Origin of the sequence: Kaistia dalseonensis, from assembly GCF_030814715.1 — a bacterium.
In the GTDB taxonomy this organism is placed as follows: domain Bacteria; phylum Pseudomonadota; class Alphaproteobacteria; order Rhizobiales; family Kaistiaceae; genus Kaistia; species Kaistia dalseonensis.
Genome location: NZ_JAUSVO010000001.1, coordinates 280,593 through 299,294 on the forward strand (window position 1 = coordinate 280,593; position 18,702 = coordinate 299,294).

An 18,702-nucleotide genomic window follows, 5' to 3' on the forward strand; every position below is an offset into this window, starting at 1 on the left:
ATATCCTCCCAGGGATTGGACAGAAGCGACGGGGGCGGAGCCCCCATCGAAGGGGCGCGTCAGGCGCGCTTGAAGACGTCCATCATCATGTTGATGAAGATGTCCTTGTTGGCGCCGAAGGCGACATGGCAGTTCGGGGCAGCGTCGCCGCGCTTGTTGACGTCGAAGACCGTGCGGCCGACCGTGTGGATGCCCTGCGTCTCGATCTGGACATTGACGAATTTGGTCTCGAGCAGGTCGGGGCGAACGAGATAGGCGACACAGACCGCGTCATGCACGGGCGCGGAGCCCAGCGTCTTCATCGGCTGCGTGGAATCATAGCCCTTGATGCGCTGCGCGATGAAGCGCGAGGCGGCGATGCCGGCATTGGTGCCGAGATCCTCGAGCGCTTTGGCCTCCGCGCCGGATACCAGCGCCTGGAAGGTCGCGTCGAGCGGCACCAGCGTGATTTTCCTGAAGCCGGCCGCGAAAACCACGGCGGCGGCTTCCGGATCGGCCCAGATGTTGAACTCGGCCGAGGCGGTGATGTTGCCGGTATAATGGGCGCCGCCCATGATGACGACTTCCGGCACGTTCTTGACGAAATCCGGATCGGCGGCGATCGCGGCTGCGATGTTGGTCAGCGGGCCGACCGGCACGAGGACGATCTCCTCGGTCGCGTTGCGGAAGGTCTCGATCAGGAATTCGACCGCGCCCTTGTCCTGCTTCCTGCTCACCGGATCGGGCAGCGGCAGCACGTTGACATGCATGCCGCCATCCTTCTTCACCGCGCGCGGGATCGGGAAATCGGCGCGGACCAGCGGCTTGGGGCAACCCTCATAGACCGGGATATCGCCGCGACCGATGAAATCGAGCGTGCGCAGCGAATTGTCGGTGCAATAGCGGATCTCGACATTGCCGTTCACGGTTGTGACCGCGATCAGCTCCAGCTCCGGATGCAGGGCCGCAAGCGTGATGGCCACGGCATCGTCAGTTCCGGTATCGACGTCCAAAATCAGCTTGCGAGGCAAGATGCATCTCCATGCGCTGCGGAAAAATTCGGCTCGCCGTCAAGCGGCCGGCCGGGTTTGTGTCGTGGGCGCCCGGCCCAGGGCGATAGTGCCCGCCGACTGCCCCGCTTCAGGCGGCTGATCGGGAGCGGCGTCATGCAGTCCATCGCGCATGGTCTTTCGAAATCGGGCGGCCGATTGCCGATCCGGCGGCGGATCGACGAGCGGGAAAAGGGTGGCTTGCTGCGGCCGAGCGGCGATCCGCGAAACATCGGGCGGAAGGGCTCGAACCTGTCGAGGCGAGCGCATCCTAGCGCATCCGACACAGGATCATAGTCCTTTTGAACCGGTTCATCTCTTCTGCCGCATCTTAATGCGTGCGGCATGCCACCATCGGTCGAAGTCGCAAGCACGCTCTCGTGACGCGCGTTTTCGTGCAGGGAGCGCCGCTTGGCAGACGACATCTCCATGGAGCAACATCAGCACGGGGAACCGGCCGCCGCGAGCGACGTTTCGGATCAGGAGATCCTCATGGCAGGGCGCGCATTCTGGAAGGGCTACCTGAAGCTGTCGCTCGTGACATGCTCGGTATCGATGATGCCGGCGACGACCGACGCGGAGAAGGTGCGCTTTCACACGCTGAACGGCCGGACCGGCCATCGCGTCGTGAGCCAGTATGTCGATGCGGTCACCGGCAAGCCGGTCGCCGAGGAGGACGAGGCCAAGGGCTATCCGCGCGGCGAGGACGACTATGTGATCCTCGAAGAGGACGAGCTGGCATCGGTTCGCCTTGCCAGTGCGCGCACGATCCAGATCGACCAGTTCGTGGATCGCGACAGCATCGACTGGATCTGGCTCGATCGACCGCATTACCTCCTGCCGGATGACGAGGTCGGCGAGGAGGCCTTCTGCGTCATCCGCGATGCCATGGCTTCGAGCGGACAAGTCGGAATTGCGCGGCTCGTGCTCTATAGCCGCGAGCGGGCCGTGATGCTGGAGGCGCGCGACAAGGGCATCGCGCTGTGGACGCTGCGCTATGGCGACGAGGTCCGCGACGCCGCCGACTATTTCGGCGCGATCGGCGAGGCCGAATCCGATCCGCCGGCCGTGGAACTGCTCACCAGGCTGATCGAGTCGCAGACGCGGCCCTGGGACCCGGCCATGCTGGATGATCCCGTGCAGGCACGCCTGCTCGATATGATCGCGGCGAAGAAGAAGGGCCGCAAGCGCAGGCGGAAGCCGGTGGTCGAGACATCGGGCAATGTCATCAACATCATGGACGCCCTCCGCCGCAGCCTCGCCACGGAAGCGAAGGGCAAGAACCCGACGAAGAGCCCGAGCAAGAGCGCCGGCAAGGATCCGGGCTCGGCCCCGAAGAAGCCCGGCCGCTAGGCTGCTTTGCGCCGGCTGGGCTTCGCCGTCACCAGCGGCGCCGCCGCCGTGAAAAAATCGGCCCAGGGGTCGTTCGCCAGCGCGGCGAGACGGGCCGGCATCGACATGACCGTGAAATGCGTCGGGCCTATGCCCGATGCCGCCTCATCCCAGCTGATCGGAGCCGAGATGGCCGCGCCGGGCCGGGCGCGGGTCGAATAGGGCGCGACCGCCGTCGAGCCGCGCTGGTTGCGGAGATAGTCGATCAGGATCTTGCCGCCGCGCTTGGCCTTGCTGATCGTCGCGACGAAGCGCTCGGGACTGTCGGCCGCCATCGCGGAGGCGAGCCCCTTGGTGAACGCCTTGATCGCCGGCCAATCGGCTTTTGGCGTCAGCGGCGCCACGATATGGAGGCCCTTGCCGCCGGAGGTCTTCACGAAGCCGGCGAGCCCGGCATCGGCGAAGCGCTGGCGCACTTCCTGGGCCGCATCGATCACGGCCTGCCAGGCGACGTTTTCGCCCGGATCGAGATCGATGATGATGCGATCGGGCCGTTCCCAATCGGCGATCGTCGAGCCCCAGGGGTGGATTTCGAGCACCGCCGACTGGACGAGGGCGAGCAGCCCGTCGAGATCCGATATGCCGACGAGCGGTTCGCCCGCCTTGTCCTTGGGGTCGCGGATCAGCTGAATCTTCGGGCTGATGCCGGCCCATGCGTGCTTCTGGAAGAAGCTCGGGCCGTCTATGCCATTGGGGCAGCGCAACAGGGCCAGCGGTCGCCCGACAATGTGCGGCGCGATGAAACGCCAGACATCGGCATAATAGTCGGCGAGCCCCGCCTTGGTGATGCCTTCGGCCGGCCAGTAGACGCGATCGGGATGGGTGAGCTTGACGGTCCGTTTCGGCTCCGGGGGATCGCTTTTCGTCATCTTCACCACCTCGCGAACGATATCACGCGCGGGCTTGTCGTCCCTGAGGCCCCTGAACGATGCGTGCCGCAGGTGCCCGTCGGCCGTCCAGGCCCGAAACTCGACTTCCGCCACGCGCTCGGGCCGGACGAAGACGACGTCCCGCGCTTCGTCGGATGTGAGCGGAACGCCGAACGGGCTCGAATCTGTCCGGATGGCATCGAGCGCCTTGAAGAGGTCCGCGGCCACGGCCTGGGTGAAGCCCGTGCCGACGCGGCCGACCGGCTGCAACTCATCACCTTCATAGGCGCCGAGGACCAGCGAGCCGATCGCGTGGCGCGACGTGGTCGACGGCACATAGCCCGCCACGACGAATTCCTGCCGGGCAGAGCATTTCGACTTGACCCAGCTCTTGCTGCGGCCGGACCGATAGGGCGCATCGCGGAGCTTCGAAACCACGCCTTCGAGGCTGAGGCGGCAGGCATGCCGGAGCACCAGCGCGCCATCCTCGTCGAAATGGCCGCTATAGCGCACAAGGCCGTTATCGCTCGGGATGATCCCTTCGAGCGCGGCCTTGCGCCGGATCAGCGGCAGGGCGCGGAGGTCCTGGCCGTCGAGATAGAGGCAATCGAAGGCGTAGAAGACGAACCGATCGCTGCGACCTGCGCTGAGATCGGCCTGCAATGCCGAGAAATCGGAAGAGCCCGTGCTCGTCTCGACCACCAGTTCGCCGTCGATCAGAGCCGTTCGGACGGGAAGGGCCGCGAGCCCATCCATGATCGCCGTGCCGAATTTCGTCGTCCAGTCCAGGCCGCTCCGGGTGAGCAGCTTCACATGGCCCGCCTCGATCCGCGCCTGCAGGCGGTAGCCGTCGAACTTGATCTCGTGGATCCAGCGTTCGCCGGCCGGCGCCGTGGCGACGAGGGTCGCCAGCATGGGCTCGACGAAGGCGGGCAGGGGGCCTTCTTTGGCGCCCTCGATCTTCGTGTCCTTGGTCGTTTCGGCCTCGGTTGGCGCGGGGTCCGTCGTCTTGGGACGAGGCTTGGCTTTGGCCGCTTTCCTGATCGGTCCCGTCCTGGACGACCAGCCGGGCTCTTCGCCCGCCACGTCGGCGAGCGCACGACCGGTCTTGGCCGAATCCGGCAACGCATCGAGAATGTCGGGCGCGCCTTCCGGCTGGGCATAGTCGTCGTCGCCCTTGATCAGCAGCCAGTTCTCGCGCTTCTCCCCCGGCTTGCCGTGCATGCGCACGAGATGCCAGCGGCCGTGCAGCTTCTCGCCGTCGAGCTCGAAATCGAGATGGCCCTTGGCATAGCCTTGATGCGGATCGCCGATCGGTGTCCACGTGCCGCGATCCCAGACGATGACGGTGCCGCCGCCATATTCGCCCTTGGGGATTGTTCCTTCGAAATCGCCATATTGCAGCGGGTGATCCTCGACATGGACGGCGAGGCGCTTCTCGCCGGCGACCAGGCTCGGGCCGCGCGTGACGGCCCAGCTCTTCAGCACGCCGTCGAGCTCGAGGCGAAAATCATAATGCAGGCGGCGCGCATCGTGCTTCTGCACGACGAAGCTGTGGCCGGCCTTGGTGATCTGGCGACCGCGCGGCTCCGACGTCGCCTTGAAGTTCCGTTTCTTGCGGTAGGTGTCGAGCGCCATGTCAGCCAGCCCTGCGCCGTGGCGCCGTCGCGCGGGCTTTTTTCGCCGGCGCCGGGGCAGCGCTCTCGCGCAACGCCTCCAGCAGGCTCAGCGAGCGATCGGCCTTCCGTTCCTTGGGCGGCCGGATCTTCCGCCCCTCGATCTTTGCCTTGACCAGTTCGGCCAGCGCCGCCTCATAGCGGTCGTCGAAGGTCGAGGGATCGTAAGTCCCGTGCTTGGTCTCGATGATGTGGCGGGCGAGGTCGAGCATTTCGCCGGCGATCTTGATGTCCGGTATGCCGGCGAACGCCTCTTCGGCCGGGCGAACCTCATAGTTGAAGTTGAGCGTCGTCGCGACCAGCCCGTCGCCGAGCGGCCGGACCAACAGCGTGCGAACGCGGCGGAACAACACAGTCTGCACGAGGGCTGCGACCTGCTTCCGGCGCATGGTGTCGCGCAGCAGGGCGAAGACCTCATGCGCGTCCGCGGCCGCCGGGGCGAGATAATAGGGCCGGTCGAAATAGACGTCGTCGATCTCGGCACAGGGCACGAAGGCGACCAGCGACAGGGTCTTGTCGCTCTCGGGGACAGCGGCGGCGACATCGTCGGGATCGAGCTGGATATAGTCGTCGGGCCCGACTTCGTAGCCCTTGACCTGATCGGCCGGATCGACGGCCTCGCCCGTCTCACTGTCGACGAAGCGCCGCTGGACGCGGTTCCCGGTTTTGCGGTTGATGGTGTGAAAGGTGACGCGTTCCGAAGTCGAGCTCGCCGAATAGAGCGCGACCGGACAGATCAGTGCGGCGATCTTCAGCTGGCCCTTCCAGTTCGCTCTCGGCTCACCCATGGCTGTCACTCCGGCTGGCGCCAACGAAATCCTGAGCGCGAAGCAAGGTTTGAACGCCAGATCGTGGCGTTTCGTTCCGCTAGTCGAGCTTATACCAGCAGTGATTGCCCGCCATCGATAAAGACCGGTGTTCCGGTGATGTGGCGTGACTGGTCGGAAGCGAGGAAGAGCGCGAGATCGGCGACATCGGCGCTCATCCCCGGCTTGCCGCCGGTCAGCGGCACCTGGCCGTCGGGATAGATCGCGCGGACCCGCGCGGCGTCGGTATCGCGCTGGTTGGTGTTGACGTCGATCTCCGTCTCGATCGCGCCGGGACAGATTACATTGACGCGGATGGCATAGCGGGCAAGCTCCAGCGCCGCCATTTTGGCGAGCGCCACCTGTCCGGCCTTGGAGGCCGAATAGGCCGAGGCGTCCGCCGTGGTGAAGGTGCGCGTGCCGTTGATCGAGGCGGTGATGATGATCGAGCCGCCGTGCTGCATCATGAAGGGGATGGCATAATGCAGCGTCAGGAAAGTGCCGCGCAGGTTGATGGCGATCGTCTGGTCGAACTCGTCAGGCTCCAGCTCATGCAGCGGGGCCCAAACGCCGTTGATGCCGGCATTCGCGAAGACGATGTCGAGCCCGCCGAGCGAGGCGACCGTGCGCTTGATGGCGCTCTCGACCGAGGCGGCGTCCGAGACATCGGCGCTGATCGCCTCCGCCCTGCGCCCATAGCCCCTGATCTCATGGGCGACAGCGTCGATCTCGTCCTGCGAGCGGCTCAGCACCGCCACGTCGGCGCCAGCCTCGGCGAAGGCGAGCGCCGTCGCCCGGCCTATGCCCGAGCCGCCGCCCGTCACCAGCGCCTTCTTGCCATCGAGTCTCGCCGTCATGTCCACCATCCCGCGTCGCACCGTTCCTGATGCAATGGCGTTTGGCGGCGGACGTTCCGTGGCGGCGATGCGCGAACGAAAAAGGGCCTGGCGATCGCTCGCCGGGCCCGCATGTCGAGGCGTGTCGAGATGGCTCGATCAGAGCTTGATCTCGGTGCCGAGAACCTTGAGGCATTCGCGGATGAAAGCGGCCAGCGCCGTCCAGCCCTTGGCCGAGACCATCGTGCCGTCGACATAGGCGTCGGTGGGCGACAGGTCGATATAGGTTCCGCCGGCGAGGATCACTTCGGGCTCGCAGGCGCCGAGCGCCGCGACCTTCTTGCCGCGCACCACGCCGTCGACAGCGATCAGGATCTGCACGCCATGGCAGATCGTGAAGATCGGCTTCTGCTTCTCGTGGAAGTGACGGACGATCGCCTGAACGCGCTTGTCGGTGCGGATATATTCCGGGCCGCGGCCTCCGGCGGCATAGACCGCGTCATAGAGATCGAGCTGCACTTCGGCTTCCGAGAACGTCTTGTTGATGACGACGTTGTGGCCGGGCTTTTCCGTATAGGTCTGGTCGCCTTCGAAATCATGCAGCGACGTCTTGAGGATGTCGCCGGCCTTCTTGTCGGGGCAGATGACGTGAACGGTGTGGCCGACGGCTTCCATCGCCTGCTGGAATACGAAGATCTCGTATTCCTCGGTGAAGTCGCCGGTCAGCATGAGGATTTTCTTGCCAGGCATGGTCTCTTCCTTGTTGCGTCAGGAGGTGGCGGGCGGAACTTGCGTCCCGCCCGCGCCGATCAGCTTCAGAACGGCGAATCGGGGAAATAGTATTCTTCGGCATTCTCTTTGGTGATCAGCGGCGCGTCGAGCTTGACGGCGCCGCGCACCGGCGCATGGCCGACGAGATTGGCGACCGTCATGTAGATCGCAGTCTTGATCATGGACGGCGGGTAGGGCGTCTCGACCGGGGTCATGGCGTCGCCGTCGATCACCTTCTTGATGATCTCCTTCATGCCATTGCCGCCGAGCGCGTATTTGATCTCCGTCCGCTTCGATTCCTTGATGGCTTCGAGCACGCCGAGCAGCATGTCGTCGTCATTGGCCCAGACCGCATCGATCTCAGGATATTTGGCCAGATAGTCCTGCATCAGCTTGAAGGCGTCGTCGCTGTTCCAGTTGGCATACTGGATGTCGAGGATCTTGAGGTCGGAACCCGCGATCCCGTCCTGAAAGCCCTTGATGCGCTCATCGTCGATGACCGTCGGGATACCGCGCAGGACGACGAGGTTGCCCTTGCCGCCGAGCTTGTCGACGAGGAACTTCGCCGTGTTGCGGCCGACCGCGATGTTGTCGCCGGCGACGTAGAGATCCTGGATCGCCGGATCGTTCAGGCCTCGATCGACCACGGTGATGAAGGTTCCCCCATCCTTCACCGCCTTGACCGGCATCGTCAGCTCTTCCGAGGTGTGCGGCAGGATGACCAGCGCGTCGAGCTTGCGCCCGGCAGAGAGGTCTTCCAGCGCGCTCACCTGCGCGGTCGCCGACGGCGAGGTCTTCACCACGACTTCCACATCCGGGAAGGCCGCGTTGATTTCCTTGGCGGCTGCCTGCGCGTGATAGACGACACCCGCCGTCCAGCCATGGTCGGCGGCGGGGATCGAGACGGCAACCACCTTCTTGTCGGCTGCCAGGGCTTGCCCGGCCAGCAGAAGCGCGCCGAGCGTCGCGGCCGCCACCCACTTTGATCTGGTCATTGATTCCTCCCTTGAAATGGACCGATCGAGAACGACACCCGCGTGGTCCGGACGCGGGGCTATTTCGAGAACCTCTGGATGAGCATGGCGATGATGATGATGACGCCCTGGACGGCGGCCACGAGGTATTCGGAGACGAAGTCCGACAGCACCATCAGATTGGCGATGAGCTCGAGGATGACGGCGCCCGCGACCGTGCCCCAGATGTGGCCCTTGCCCCCGCGCAGCGCCGTTCCGCCGATCACGACCGCGGTGATGACCTGCAATTCCCAGAGCACGCCGGTCGTGGGCGTCGCGGCGCCGAGGCGCGGCACGTAGCAGATGGCGGCGATCGCCACGCACGCACCCTGGATCACATAGGCGATGGTGCGGGTGCGGACGATCGAGATGCCGGAATAGCGCGCCACATCCTCATTGGCGCCGGCAGCGGCGCATTTGCGGCCATATTTCGTCTTGTAGAGCACGAAGGAGGCGATCGCGGCGACGGCGAGCGAGATGATGATCGGCAGCGGAATGCCGGCCACCGTGCCGAAATAGACCGGGCGATAGGCCTCGCGCAGCGAGCGGTCGATCGGGATCGTGCCGCCATCGGACATATAGGTGATGAGCGCGCGAAAGATGCCCATTGTGCCGAGCGTCGCGATGAAGGGCTCGATCTTGCCGACCGTGACGATGATGCCGTTGACGAGGCCGCAGGCGATGCCGGCCAGAAGGGCGATGCCCATGCCGGCGGGGATCGACCACGTGCCCATGCTCGGCGCCATCATGTTCATGAACATGATGGTGATGCCGGTGATGAAGGCGGCCATGGAGCCGACCGAGAGGTCGAGGCCGCCCGAGGAGATCACGAAGGTCGCGCCGACGGCGATGATGGCGATGAAGGCGCTGCGGGTGATGACATTGCTGAGATTGGTCGGCGACAGGAAGTCGGGATTGACTAGGAAGCCGATGACGAGAAGAGCCAGCAGCGCCAGAAACGGACCCGCATCGGCCCAGTTGAAGCTGAAATCTCTTTCCCGCCCCAGCCTGGCGGGTTGCGATACGACGCTCATGCTCTTCCTCCCTCGCTCGCGCGTCCGCTGTCCGCCTCGGCGGTGGCGAGCAGCGCGATGTTGCTTTCGGTCATCTGCTCGCCGAAGACTTCGCCGTTGATCCTCCCCTGGCGCATGACCAGGATCCGGTCGCAGAGCCCGATCAGCTCCTGCATCTCGGACGAGATCACGATGCAGGCCTTGCCCTCGCCGACGAGCTTGCGGATGAACGTGTAGATCTGCGCCTTGTTGGCGATGTCGATGCCGCGCGTCGGCTCGTCGATGATCACCACCGACGGGTTGGTCAGCAGGATCTTGGCGAGCAGCAGCTTCTGCTGGTTGCCGCCCGAGAGCTGGCCGGCATTGAGCCTGAGGCTTCGGACACGGATGTCGTATTGGTCGACGGCGTCCTCGAGCGCGGCCGATTCCCGGCGCTTGCGCAGATAGAGCCCCGGATTGAAGCGCCCGAGCGCGGAAAGGGTCAGGTTGGGCGCCAGCCGCTCCTGCAGCAACAGGCCCTTGGCCTTGCGGTCCTCGGTCAGATAGCCGATGCCGGCATCGATCGCCTCGCGCTGCGAGCGGATATTGAGCGGCGCGCCGTTGAGCTCGACCGTGGCGTGGCCGGGCCGCAGGCCGACGATCCCCTCGAACAGCTCCGTGCGCCCCGCGCCGATCATGCCGGCAAAGCCGAGGATCTCGCCCTTGTGCGCCGTGAATGAGACGTCGTCGACATAGCCGGGCACTGTCGCGCTGGTGACGCGCAGCATCGCGTCGCGCGCCCGCGCCTCGGTCTTCGGCGGATAGAGCGCCGAGAGCTCGCGCCCGACCATCAGCTCCGCCATGTCCATCTGGCTCAGCGAGCGGCCGGGATAGGTGCCGATCATCTTGCCGTCGCGCAGCACCGTGACCTTGTCGGCGAGCCGCTGCACTTCGTCCAGCCGGTGGCTGATATAGAGCACGCCCATGTTGCGGGCCTTGAGGCGGAGCACGATATCGAGCAGCCGCTCGACCTCGTCGCCGGTCAGCACCGCTGTCGGCTCGTCGAAGATCACGAGCTTGTAGTCGTCGAGCAGGGCGCGGGCGATCTGCACGAGCTGCCGATCAGCGAGGGCGACATCGCGCACCAGCATGTTCGGCGAGATGTTGCAGCCGAGTTCGGCGAGCTTTTCGCTCGCGATCCGCCGCATGGCCCGGTCGTCGACGATGCCGTTTCGCGTGAGTTCGCGCCCGAGAAAGAGGTTTTCGGCGACTGTCAGCCCTTCCGCGAGCAGGATCTCCTGGTGCACCAGCACGATGCCGGCGTCCTGGGCCTGATGCGGCGTGGTGAAGGTGACGGGCTGGCCGTCGACCACGAGGCCGCCGACGCTCGGATTGATATAGCCCGATATCAGCCGCATCAGCGTCGACTTGCCGGCGCCGTTCTCGCCGATGATGGCGTGGATTTCGCCCGCATTGATGTCGATCGAGATGTTCGAGAGCACGGTCACGGACCCGTACTGCTTGGACAGGTTCTCTGTCCGTACGAGGCAAGTCCCGGCCTTGACGCTGTCGTCGCGCTGCAACGTACGTTCCATGTCCAGATCGTGTGCGGTTGCTGTGTGGGCTTGATTCATTCGAATGCCGGCAGCAGCCGGTCACGCGAATGCTCGATATGCAGGCGCATCGCCCTGGCGGCGGCGGCGGGATCGCGCGCGGCAAAGGCGTCGAGCAGCGCCTGATGCTCGTCCAGCGCCTCGGCGGTGACACGCCAGTGGAACATCAAGCGGAAGATGTGGAAGTGCGTGTGCTGGAAGGTCAGCATCTCGCGGATCAACTGGTTGCCGGCGAACTCCATGATCCGGTCGTGAAAGATCGCGTCGAGACGGGCGAAGGTCGAATAATGGACATGCTCGTCCTTGCCTTCGCGCCCGGCCATGACGCCGGCCGCCTCGCGCAGGATCGCGAGCCTGTCCTCGGTCATCGCGGCCGCCGCCTTGGCGGCGCCGTCCGGCTCCAGCAGCAGACGCAGCTCATAGAGCTCGTCGAAGCGGCGCCGCGTGATCTGCGGCGCGGCGCGATAGCCGACCAGGTGCGTCTTCACGACGAGGCCTTCGCCCTCCAGACGGCCCAGCGCCTCGCGGATCGGCGTCTGCGAAACGCTGAACTCCTTGACGAGGCTGTCGACCGTTATCCGCGAGCCCGGCGGGATCTTCAGCGACATCAGCTGGTTGAAGATCGCCTCATAGACGTCTTCCGCCAGGCTGTTGGCACGATGGATGGTCGTGCTTCCTGGAGTTGTATCGGTGAGCCGGGGTGAGGTCATCGTCGTCCGTCTTTTGCCTCTTGACAGGATCAAGGCCTAGCAGGATATCTGGCGCAATGCAATACGATATCCTATAGGATCTGATATAGAGAGGCGCCGTGAACATTACAGAACAGGCGGCCATGGCGCTGGCGGTCCAATTGCTGGGCCAGCGCAACGTATTGAAAGATCATGCGATCACCCAGGCGCGCGTGCTGGTCGAGGCGGAGTTGAAGGGGCATCCCTCGCACGGGCTGCAACGCCTTCCGCGCGTGCTGAAGCGCATTGAGCGCGGCCTGATTGATCCGCGGACGGAAGGCGAGGGGCGCTGGCGTTCCGGCGTCATACTTGATGTTGACGGGCAGTCGGGGCTCGGCCCGGTTGTGGCCATGGCCGCGCTGCGCCGGCTCGACGAGCGCATCGGCGCGTCCGGCATGGCGCTCGCGGCGATCCGCAACAACAACCATCTCGGCATGCTCGCCTATTATGTCGAGCAGATCGCGGCCGGCGGACGGATCGGGATCGCCATGTCGTCGAGCGAGGCGCTGGTCCATCCCTATGGCGGCACGCGCGCCATGCTCGGCACCAATCCGATCGCGATCGCCGTTCCGACGACCGGCCGGCCGCTGGTCCTCGATCTCGCCACCAGCACGGTCTCCATGGGCAAGATCCATTATCATGCGGCGAATGGCCGGCCGATCCCGCCCGGCTGGGCGCGCGACGCCGACGGGCTGCCGACGACGGATGCGGCGCGGGCCACCAAGGGGGCGATCGCGCCCTTCGGCGGCGCCAAGGGCTATGGGCTCGGCATCGCGATCGAGCTTCTGGTCGCAGCCCTTGCCGGCTCAGCGCTGGCGCCGGACATCCGGGGAACGCTCGACGACCAGTCCATCTGCAACAAGGGCGACGTGCTGATCGCGATCGATGCGCTCGCGGCGCCCGATCTCGCCGGGCGCCTTGCCGATTATCTCGACGCCGTTCGCGCCTCGCCGGCGGCCGACCCGGACCATCCCGTCAGCGTGCCGGGCGATGGCGCCGACAGGCGGCGGCAGGCGTCGCTTTCCCGGGGCTTCGATGTCGAACCACAGCTGTGGGACGAACTGAACGCGCTGTCTCTTTCCGCTTCCTCTGTTCACTAAGGAACATCATTGTGAGCCTGTTTGCAGCCTTGAGGCTTCCGCGCGAAATCCTGTTCGGCAAGGGTCAGCGCCATGCGCTTCCAGCCGTGGCCGGCAGGCTCGGCAAGCGGGCCCTGATCTGCACCGATGAACGATTTGCCGGCACCGAACTGTTCGCCCGCATCGTCGACGGGTTGAAGGGAGCCTCGATCGAGGTGCTCGTGCATGACCGCGTGCTGCCCGATGTCCCGCGCGACAGCGTCGCCGTCTGCGTCGAGGAGGCGAGGGCGTTTCAGCCGGACATGGTGATCGGCGTTGGCGGCGGCAGCTGCCTCGACATGGCGAAATGCGCGGCGCTGCTGCTCGCCCATGGCGGCGCGCTGCAGGGCTATTACGGGGAGTTCAAGGTTCCCGGCCCCGTCACTCCCGTGATCGCGGTTCCGACGACAGCGGGAACGGGGTCGGAGGTGACGCCGGTTGCCGTGATCTCGGACCCGGACCGCACCCTCAAGGTCGGCATATCGAGCCCCTATCTCATCGCGTCCGTGGCGATCTGCGATCCGGAGCTCACCATGAGCTGCCCGCCCGGATTGACCGCGATTGCCGGCGCCGACGCGTTGACCCATGCGATCGAGGCCTTCACCGCGGCGCGCCGTGGCGGCGGTTCTGATCTGGCGCAGCAGCATGTCTTTGTCGGCAAGAGCGCGCTCACGGATCACTTCGCCCTGCTCGCGATCAAGCTGCTCGGCCGGAGCCTGGAGAAGGCCTATCGGGATGGCAGCGACGAGGATGCGCGCGCCGATGTGCTGATGGGGGCGCTCGCCGCGGGTTGCGCCTTCGGCACGGCCGGCACGGCGGCTGCCCATGCCGTGCAATATCCGGCGGGCGCCTTGACCCACACGCCGCACGGCCTCGGCGTCGCCACCATGCTTCCCTATGTCATGAGCTACAACCGCTCGGCCGCGACTGCAGAAATGGCCGAGATCGCGCTGGCGCTCGGCATTGACGGCAACGGCCGCAGCACCGACGAACTGGCGGACGCCGCAATCCAGGAGGTCAGCCGGCTGTTCGCGGCGATCGGCATCACACCGACGCTGGCAGCACTGGGCCTTGCTGCCGACAAGCTCGACTGGACGGCCGAGCAGGCGATCGGCATTGGCCGGCTGATCAAGAATAATCCGCGTCCCATTGGTCTCGACGATATGCGCCGCCTGATCCAGGCCGCCTATGACGGCGACCTCGCAGCTTCCGCCTCCTGACCCGCAAGGTGAACGAACCCATGAACGTCATTCAGCAGAACGCCCAATTCGCAAACGAGCCCGGCGATCTCGGCGCCTTCTCGAAGGGCCTCTATATTGACGGCGATTGGCGGCCGTCGGCGACTGGCGCCGTGATCGCGGTCGTCGACCCCTCGACGGGCGCCACGCTCGCGAGCGTGCCGGACGCTACGCTCGACGATGCCGCCGCAGCTGTAGAGGCCGCGGCCAGGGCTGCCGAGGGGTGGCGGACCACCGCGCCGCGCAAGCGCTCGGAGATATTGCGCCGCTGCTTCGAGCTGATGATCGAGCGCTCGGAAATGCTCGCCACGCTGATCTCGCTCGAAAACGGCAAGGCGCTGCGCGATGCGCGCGGGGAGGTCGCCTATGCGGCCGAGTTCTTCCGCTGGAATGCGGAAGAGGCGGTTCGCATCAGCGGTGAGTTCGGCATTTCGCCGGCCGGCACCAATCGGATCGTCGTCGACTATCAGCCGATCGGGATCTGCGTCCTTGTCACGCCGTGGAACTTCCCGGCGGCGATGGCAACCCGCAAGATCGCGCCGGCGCTCGCGGCGGGATGCACCGTCATCCTAAAGCCGGCGAGCGAGACCCCGCTCACCGCCTATGCGCTCGCGGCGCTCTATGAGGAGGCCGGCGTTCCACCTGGCGTCGTCAATGTGATCACCACCTCCAGCCCCGGCCCGGTGACGGCGGCCATGTTGGCCGATCCGCGCGTCCGCAAGCTCTCCTTCACCGGCTCGACCGGCGTTGGTCGCACGCTGCTGGCCGAGGCGGCCAAGCATGTCATCTCCTGCTCGATGGAACTCGGCGGCAACGCGCCCTTCATCGTCTTCGACGATGCCGATCTCGAGGAGGCCCTCGATGGCGCGATGATCGCCAAGATGCGCAATGCCGGCGAGGCCTGCACGGCCGCGAACCGGATCTATGTGCAATCGGGCATCCATGACGCCTTTGCCGAGGGCTTGAGCCGCCGCATGGCGGCGCTGAAGGTCGGCGCCGGACGGGAGGCCGCGACCGAATGCGGCCCGATGATCACGCGGAAGGCCGTCGACAAGATCGATCGGCTGGTGAAGGACGCGACCGACCGCGGCGCCCGTATCCTTTGCGGCGGCACGGTTCCGGACGGCGCCGGCTTCTTCTATCTGCCGACGGTTCTGGCCGATGTTCCACCGGATGCCGAGATGGCGCGCGAGGAGATCTTCGGCCCGGTCGCGCCGCTCTCGCGCTTCGAGACGGAAAGCGAGGCGATCGCGCGCGCCAACGACACCGAATACGGTCTCGCGGCCTATATCTATACAGGCGATGTCGGACGCGGCCTGCGCGTGGCATCCAGGGTCGAGGCCGGCATGATCGGGCTCAATCGCGGGCTGGTCTCGGACCCGGCGGCGCCGTTTGGCGGCGTCAAGCAGAGCGGGCTCGGGCGCGAAGGCGGCCAGCATCACGGCATCGCGGAGTTCATGGAAGCGAAGTATATAGCGGTCGACTTCTAAGGAGCCCGCCGCCGTGACCAGCGATCCCTTCCGCATTCGCGACCATGTCGCTGATTTCGATGACATTGTGCGCGATATCATCAGGCGGAGCGAGACCACGCGCTCCGTCCTGCCGATGGAAGGCGATATCGCCTATGGGCAGGACCCGACCGAGACGGTCGACCTGTTCTTTCCCGTCGAGCGGCGTCCTGCCATGCCGGTGCACATCTTCATCCATGGCGGCTATTGGCGGATGTTCTCGAAGCGCGACTATTCCTATGTCGCGGACACGGTCACGCGCGCGGGCGCGATCGCCGTCATCGTCGATTACGCGCTGATGCCGAGGGTCAGGATGGCGACGATCGTCGACCAGGTGCGGCGGGCCAAGCGCTGGGTCGTCGACAACATCGCCCGGCATGGCGGCGACCCCGCCCGGCTGACGGTCAGCGGCCATTCGGCCGGTGCCCACCTCGCCACCTTCCTCTTCAATGAGCCGGACGCTCCCTCGGGCATAGAGGCCGCCTTGCTGCTGGGCGGGCTCTATGAGCTCAAGCCGCTCCAGGCCTCCTTCCTCGAGAAAGAAATCGGCATCACCGACGACGAGGTCGCGGCGTTCTCGCCGAGGGATCAACGCCACGACGTCGCCACCAGGGTCACGGTCGCGGTCGGGGCGGATGAGACGCCGCCCTTTCACGCCCAGGCCGATGCGTTTGCGGGCGCGCTTCGCCAGCAGGGCCTCGCTGTGGCGCGAACCGATCTCGCCGACCGCAATCACATGAACAGCGTGCGCGACCTGGGCGTCGCTGATTCAGCGGCGGCTCGCTCGCTGGTGTCGCTCATCCAGAGCGATTGACGGCCCGCGGGCCGGCTGATGCGCTGCCTTGAGGGCGTAGAAGCAAATACGGCAAGTGGTACGACCAATATCGCTTGATCGCGGTTCTTTGCGGGGATATGCAGGCTTTACTTCAGCTCGTACCGTTGTCTGGCTCATAAGTGGTCGGACCTATCGGCGGTATGGGCGAGAATGAGGTGAAGCCGATGGCCTCTCTGGCCGAAAGGATCGAAGCGCTGATTGCCGCCCGCAGCCTCAAGCCGGGCGACCGGATGCCGGCCGAGCGCAGCCTGGCGGCCGAGTTTCAGGTCTCGCGTTCGAGCCTTCGCGAGGCGATCCAGCAACTCGTGAGCCGTGGTCTCCTGATCAGCCGGCATGGTGGCGGCACCTTTGTCGCCGCCCCTGACGAGGCCGAGCCGGTTCGCACCGCCTTGCTGCCGTTGGTATCGCTCGCCCAGAGCGAGGCGGGCTATTGGCGCGACGTCATGGAAATCCGCAAGCTGCTCGACAGCGACACCGCCAGTTTTGCGGCGCTGCGGGCGGATGAAGCCGACAAGGCCCGCCTGGTTTCGGCCTATCAGGCCGTGGCCAATGCGCCGGCGGACGACCCGGAGACGCAGGCGCGCGCGGACGCCGCCTTCCATATGGCGATCGCCCAAGCCGCGCATAATGCCGTTCTGCATCAGATCATGGCGGGCCTGCACGGTCTGCTGGAGATCAGCATTTCGGACAGCCTGCGACGGCTCTACGACCTGCCGGGAATCCTCGATCTGCTGAACCAGCAGCATCGGCAGATCCTTGATTGCATCCTCGCTGGCAATGCCGAGGCCGCGCGCCAGGCTGCCGCCGACCATCTCACCTTTGTTGAAAGTCGCTTGCGGCTCATCGAAGACTCCGCGACGCGCCAGCGGAGATCGTCGCGAGCCCTGCAGCACATTGCCGAAGAGAAAGAAGCCCTGTCATGATCATCTCGTCGCCCCTCGATTATCGCGAGGCCGCCCGTCGTCGCCTGCCGCCGTTCCTCTTCCACTATATCGATGGCGGCGCCTATGCCGAGGAGACGCTGCGGCGCAATTCGGACGATCTGAACAAGCTGGCGCTGCGCCAGCGTGTCCTGAAGGAAGTGGGCGACGTCGATCTGTCGACGCAGATTTTCGGCCAGTCGCTCAGCATGCCGGTGGCGCTCGCGCCCGTCGGCCTGACCGGCATGTATGCACGGCGCGGCGAAGTTCAGGCGGCCAAGGCGGCGACCGCGAAGGGCATTCCGTTCACCCTGTCCACCGTTTCGGTCTGCCCGATCGAGGAGGTGCAGAGCCAGGTGGATCGCCCGATCTGGTTCCAGCTCTACGTCCTCAAGGACCGCGGCTTCATGAAGAACGCGCTGGAGCGGGCCTGGGCGGCCGGCATCCGCACGCTGGTCTTCACGGTCGACATGCCCGTGCCGGGCGCGCGCTATCGCGATGCGCATTCCGGCATGTCGGGCCCGAACGCCGCGATGCGCCGCTATCTGCAGGCCGTGCTTCATCCGCACTGGGCATGGGATGTCGGCCTGCTCGGCCGCCCGCACGATCTGGGCAATGTCTCAGCCTATCTGAAGAAGAAGATCGAGCTCGAAGACTATATCGGCTGGCTCGGCGCCAATTTCGATCCGGCGATCGGTTGGCGCGACCTCGAGTGGATCCGCGAGTTCTGGAAGGGCGCGATGGTGATCAAGGGCATCCTCGATCCGCAGGACGCCCGCGACGCCGTCAAGTTCGGTGCCGATGGCGTCGTGGTGTCGAACCATGGCGGCCGCCAGCTCGATGGCGTGCTGTCTACGGCGCGGGCACTGCCCTCGATTGCCGATGCGGTGAAGAGCGACCTGACCATCCTGGTCGATTCCGGCGTGCGGTCCGGCCTCGACGTCGTGCGCATGCTGGCGCAGGGGGCGGATACGGTTCTGCTCGGCCGCGCCTTCGTCTATGCGCTGGCCGCCGACGGCCAGAAGGGCGTCGCCAACCTGCTCGACCTCTTCGCCAAGGAAATGCGCGTCGCCATGACCCTCACCGGCGCCCGCCGCATCGCCGACATCTCCCGTGACAGCCTGATCCCCGGCGGCCTCGACGCGGTAACAAGCGCCGCATGACGGTTGGCATAAGCGGTTGATGCTGAGAGCACGGACGAGCGCTGATGTTCAGCGCTCGTCAGGAGGGGCGGGCAATCCCGGCGCTGCGCGCTGTCTTTTTCGGCTTCGAGGCCGTTCAGGCGCGAGTCGCCGGTCCTACGTGTCAGTCGCACCCGCCCGGGTTGCCAGCACCTCGTCTCGCATTAGGCGCATCGGG

At 65.8% G+C, this 18,702-nt stretch carries 16 protein-coding genes; 7 read left to right on the forward strand and 9 right to left on the reverse strand.

The genetic code is table 11. The features are described from left to right. Positions 1-59: 59 nt before the first annotated feature. Positions 60-1,010 (reverse strand): nucleoside hydrolase, encoded by a 951-nt coding sequence (locus tag QO014_RS01265; RefSeq protein WP_266346838.1) that lies wholly within the window; start codon positions 1,008-1,010, stop codon positions 60-62. Between the two features lie 510 nt (positions 1,011-1,520). On the opposite strand from QO014_RS01265, the gene ku (QO014_RS01270) reads away from it, so the two are divergent. Next, entirely contained in the window at positions 1,521-2,381 is an 861-nt protein-coding gene (ku, locus tag QO014_RS01270; RefSeq protein ID WP_266346839.1) for a non-homologous end joining protein Ku, read from the forward strand. Here the strand turns inward: ku (QO014_RS01270) and ligD are convergent. From ligD to QO014_RS01310, 8 genes are all read right to left on the reverse strand, one after another. After that, on the reverse strand, positions 2,378-4,927 hold the full coding sequence (ligD, locus tag QO014_RS01275) for a DNA ligase D (RefSeq protein ID WP_266346840.1): 2,550 nt from the start codon (positions 4,925-4,927) through the stop codon (positions 2,378-2,380). The genes ku (QO014_RS01270) and ligD overlap by 4 nt on opposite strands. Position 4,928: 1 nt before the next feature. Continuing rightward, the gene (gene ku / locus QO014_RS01280; RefSeq protein WP_266346841.1) at positions 4,929-5,753 is read right to left on the reverse strand and encodes a non-homologous end joining protein Ku; all 825 of its coding nucleotides are present in this window, start codon (positions 5,751-5,753) and stop codon (positions 4,929-4,931) included. An 89-nt stretch (positions 5,754-5,842) separates the two neighbouring features. Continuing rightward, entirely contained in the window at positions 5,843-6,628 is a 786-nt protein-coding gene (locus QO014_RS01285) for an SDR family oxidoreductase (protein ID WP_266346842.1), read from the reverse strand. A 138-nt stretch (positions 6,629-6,766) separates the two neighbouring features. Next, complete coding sequence (locus QO014_RS01290) at positions 6,767-7,357, reverse strand: DJ-1/PfpI family protein (RefSeq protein ID WP_266346843.1); 591 nt, start codon at positions 7,355-7,357, stop codon at positions 6,767-6,769. Positions 7,358-7,422: 65 nt separating this feature from the next. Beyond that, the gene (locus tag QO014_RS01295) at positions 7,423-8,373 is read right to left on the reverse strand and encodes a substrate-binding domain-containing protein (protein ID WP_266346844.1); all 951 of its coding nucleotides are present in this window, start codon (positions 8,371-8,373) and stop codon (positions 7,423-7,425) included. Positions 8,374-8,432: 59 nt separating this feature from the next. Next, the gene (locus QO014_RS01300; RefSeq protein ID WP_266346845.1) at positions 8,433-9,425 is read right to left on the reverse strand and encodes an ABC transporter permease; all 993 of its coding nucleotides are present in this window, start codon (positions 9,423-9,425) and stop codon (positions 8,433-8,435) included. Continuing rightward, positions 9,422-10,978, reverse strand: a complete 1,557-nt coding sequence (locus QO014_RS01305) for a sugar ABC transporter ATP-binding protein (RefSeq protein WP_266346846.1) — start codon at positions 10,976-10,978, stop codon at positions 9,422-9,424. The genes QO014_RS01300 and QO014_RS01305 overlap by 4 nt, the downstream gene beginning before the upstream one ends. 35 nt (positions 10,979-11,013) lie before the next feature. Beyond that, positions 11,014-11,706, reverse strand: coding sequence for a GntR family transcriptional regulator (locus tag QO014_RS01310; protein WP_266346847.1), 693 nt, complete (start codon positions 11,704-11,706; stop codon positions 11,014-11,016). A gap of 98 nt (positions 11,707-11,804) precedes the next feature. Between QO014_RS01310 and QO014_RS01315 the strand changes: the two genes are divergently transcribed. From QO014_RS01315 to lldD, 6 genes are all read left to right on the forward strand, one after another. Continuing rightward, the gene (locus QO014_RS01315) at positions 11,805-12,824 is read left to right on the forward strand and encodes an Ldh family oxidoreductase (RefSeq protein WP_266346848.1); all 1,020 of its coding nucleotides are present in this window, start codon (positions 11,805-11,807) and stop codon (positions 12,822-12,824) included. A gap of 11 nt (positions 12,825-12,835) precedes the next feature. Next, entirely contained in the window at positions 12,836-14,062 is a 1,227-nt protein-coding gene (locus QO014_RS01320) for an iron-containing alcohol dehydrogenase (RefSeq protein ID WP_266346849.1), read from the forward strand. Positions 14,063-14,082: 20 nt separating this feature from the next. After that, positions 14,083-15,570, forward strand: coding sequence for an NAD-dependent succinate-semialdehyde dehydrogenase (locus QO014_RS01325; protein WP_266346850.1), 1,488 nt, complete (start codon positions 14,083-14,085; stop codon positions 15,568-15,570). A 13-nt stretch (positions 15,571-15,583) separates the two neighbouring features. Further along, complete coding sequence (locus tag QO014_RS01330) at positions 15,584-16,402, forward strand: alpha/beta hydrolase (RefSeq protein ID WP_266346851.1); 819 nt, start codon at positions 15,584-15,586, stop codon at positions 16,400-16,402. 185 nt (positions 16,403-16,587) lie between these two features. After that, positions 16,588-17,346 (forward strand): FCD domain-containing protein, encoded by a 759-nt coding sequence (locus QO014_RS01335; RefSeq protein ID WP_266346852.1) that lies wholly within the window; start codon positions 16,588-16,590, stop codon positions 17,344-17,346. Continuing rightward, positions 17,343-18,506: an FMN-dependent L-lactate dehydrogenase LldD gene (lldD, locus tag QO014_RS01340; RefSeq protein WP_266346853.1), complete on the forward strand. Its 1,164-nt coding sequence runs from the start codon at positions 17,343-17,345 to the stop codon at positions 18,504-18,506. Before QO014_RS01335 ends, lldD begins: the two co-directional genes overlap by 4 nt. The last annotated feature ends 196 nt before the right edge of the window (positions 18,507-18,702 follow it).

Excerpts from the sequence above, each read along its gene's own strand:
- ku (WP_266346839.1), top strand. The coding sequence starts at position 1,521 with ATGGCAGGGCGCGCATTCTGGAAGGGCTACCTGAAGCTGTCGCTCGTG.
- ligD (WP_266346840.1), bottom strand. The coding sequence starts at position 4,927 with ATGGCGCTCGACACCTACCGCAAGAAACGGAACTTCAAGGCGACGTCG.
- ku (WP_266346841.1), bottom strand. The coding sequence starts at position 5,753 with ATGGGTGAGCCGAGAGCGAACTGGAAGGGCCAGCTGAAGATCGCCGCA.
- QO014_RS01285 (WP_266346842.1), bottom strand. The coding sequence starts at position 6,628 with ATGACGGCGAGACTCGATGGCAAGAAGGCGCTGGTGACGGGCGGCGGC.
- QO014_RS01290 (WP_266346843.1), bottom strand. The coding sequence starts at position 7,357 with ATGCCTGGCAAGAAAATCCTCATGCTGACCGGCGACTTCACCGAGGAA.
- QO014_RS01295 (WP_266346844.1), bottom strand. The coding sequence starts at position 8,373 with ATGACCAGATCAAAGTGGGTGGCGGCCGCGACGCTCGGCGCGCTTCTG.
- QO014_RS01300 (WP_266346845.1), bottom strand. The coding sequence starts at position 9,425 with ATGAGCGTCGTATCGCAACCCGCCAGGCTGGGGCGGGAAAGAGATTTC.
- QO014_RS01305 (WP_266346846.1), bottom strand. The coding sequence starts at position 10,978 with ATGGAACGTACGTTGCAGCGCGACGACAGCGTCAAGGCCGGGACTTGC.
- QO014_RS01310 (WP_266346847.1), bottom strand. The coding sequence starts at position 11,706 with ATGACCTCACCCCGGCTCACCGATACAACTCCAGGAAGCACGACCATC.
- QO014_RS01325 (WP_266346850.1), top strand. The coding sequence starts at position 14,083 with ATGAACGTCATTCAGCAGAACGCCCAATTCGCAAACGAGCCCGGCGAT.
- QO014_RS01335 (WP_266346852.1), top strand. The coding sequence starts at position 16,588 with ATGGCCTCTCTGGCCGAAAGGATCGAAGCGCTGATTGCCGCCCGCAGC.
- lldD (WP_266346853.1), top strand. The coding sequence starts at position 17,343 with ATGATCATCTCGTCGCCCCTCGATTATCGCGAGGCCGCCCGTCGTCGC.